Annotated in this window: 2 protein-coding genes and 1 pseudogene; 2 read left to right on the top strand and 1 reads right to left on the bottom strand. The window is 69.0% G+C overall.

The features are described from left to right. The first annotated feature begins 4 nt into the window (after positions 1–4). Complete coding sequence (locus tag NBZ85_RS31050) at positions 5–757, top strand: amino acid ABC transporter ATP-binding protein (protein ID WP_261563413.1); 753 nt, start codon at positions 5–7, stop codon at positions 755–757. Between the two features lie 31 nt (positions 758–788). Here NBZ85_RS31050 and NBZ85_RS31055 read toward each other — a convergent pair. Next, positions 789–926 (bottom strand): annotated as a pseudogene (locus NBZ85_RS31055) (hypothetical protein); the annotation flags it as partial. A 104-nt stretch (positions 927–1,030) separates the two neighbouring features. Here NBZ85_RS31055 and NBZ85_RS31060 point away from each other — a divergent pair. After that, on the top strand, positions 1,031–1,249 hold the full coding sequence (locus NBZ85_RS31060; RefSeq protein ID WP_261560735.1) for a hypothetical protein: 219 nt from the start codon (positions 1,031–1,033) through the stop codon (positions 1,247–1,249). Positions 1,250–1,453: the final 204 nt, after the last annotated feature.

A 1,453-nucleotide genomic window follows, 5' to 3' on the forward strand; every position in this document is an offset into this window, starting at 1 on the left:
GTGTATAAGAGACAGGCCCTACGGGAACACGGTCGTGCTGCGCGACATCACCTTCGAGGTCGGGCCCGGCCAGGCGGTCGTGCTCGTCGGTGGCAGCGGGTCGGGCAAGTCCACGCTGATGCGCTGCCTGAACCTGCTGGAGGCCGTCGACGACGGCGAGATCCTGCTGGCCGGCGAGGAGATCACCGATCCGCGGGTGAACGCCGACCGGATCCGCCGCCGCATCGGCGTCGTGTTCCAGGCGTACAACCTGTTCCCGCACCTGACGGTGTTGCAGAACGTCACCCTCGCGCCGGTCCTGGTCCATCGGGTGTCCCGCGCCGCCGCCCGCGAGCGTGCCCGGGAACTGCTCGGCCGGATCGGGCTCGCCGACAAGGTCGACGTCTACCCGGACCGGCTTTCCGGTGGCCAGCAGCAGCGGCTGGCGATCGTGCGGGCGTTGGCGACCGAGCCCTCCCTGCTGCTGCTCGACGAGATCACCTCGGCGCTGGATCCCGAGCTGGTCGGCGAGGTGCTCGACCTCGTCGGCGAACTCAAACGGGAAGGCCTGCCGATGGTGCTGGCCACCCACGAGATGGCGTTCGCGCGGGACATCGCCGACGAGGTGCTCGTCCTCGACGGCGGCTCGATCATCGAACGGGGTGCGCCGCAGCGGGTTCTCGACGATCCCCGCCAGGAACGCACCCGCCGGTTCCTGGCCCGCATCCGGGAGCCGGGTCCGCCGGGACCGGGACACGCAGCGGGCCCGGTGGCGTGACCGTCAGGTCGAGACTGGCCAGCAACTGGAGGTTCTCCGCTGATGCCGAACCAGGCTCCACCGTCATCATCACCACCAGCCGCTGCCCGCCGTCGGGCAACCGCACGACCTCCCCGAACAACGTCAGACGGCCGACCAGCGGGACAGTACCCGGACAGGACGCGGCCATGGTTCGTCGACCCGTGCGGGGTTCGGCAAAAAAGGCGCCATCCGAATGTTGCGTAACGTCCGCTCAGCCGTAACCATGAGCCCGTGATGTCCTATGAAGACGTGGTGGCAGTGTCTGATTCGGTGGAGCGGGCAGCGCTCGCCGACAAACTGATGTGGGCGGACCATCCGCGACGGCTTGAGCTACGCACAGTGCGTGGCATCGCTCTTCGGGAGGCGTTGGATTCCGGTGTTCCGGCCGACGACATCGCCCGCCGGCTCGTCGTCACCGTGGCAGATCTGACCTGGATGGCCGCGCCGGCGCCGTCGTCGGCGGCGGCCTGACCGACCGGGACGGCCGGACAATGGCGTCCGTCCGCCCGCCCGGGGGCCGCCACTGCCGTGCCCGTCGGTCAGGTAAAGGTTTCTTACCGATTTCGAGCGGGTTTCTCGCGGGATAGTCACGTGGTGACAGCGAGTACGGCGTGAAAGCCCCGCCGTATTCTGCCTCCCTGGACAGGCCCCGGCGGAATTGACCTCCCCCCGCCC

The sequence above is a fragment of the Frankia tisae genome (assembly GCF_025403405.1).
GTDB lineage: Bacteria > Actinomycetota > Actinomycetes > Frankiales > Frankiaceae > Frankia > Frankia tisai.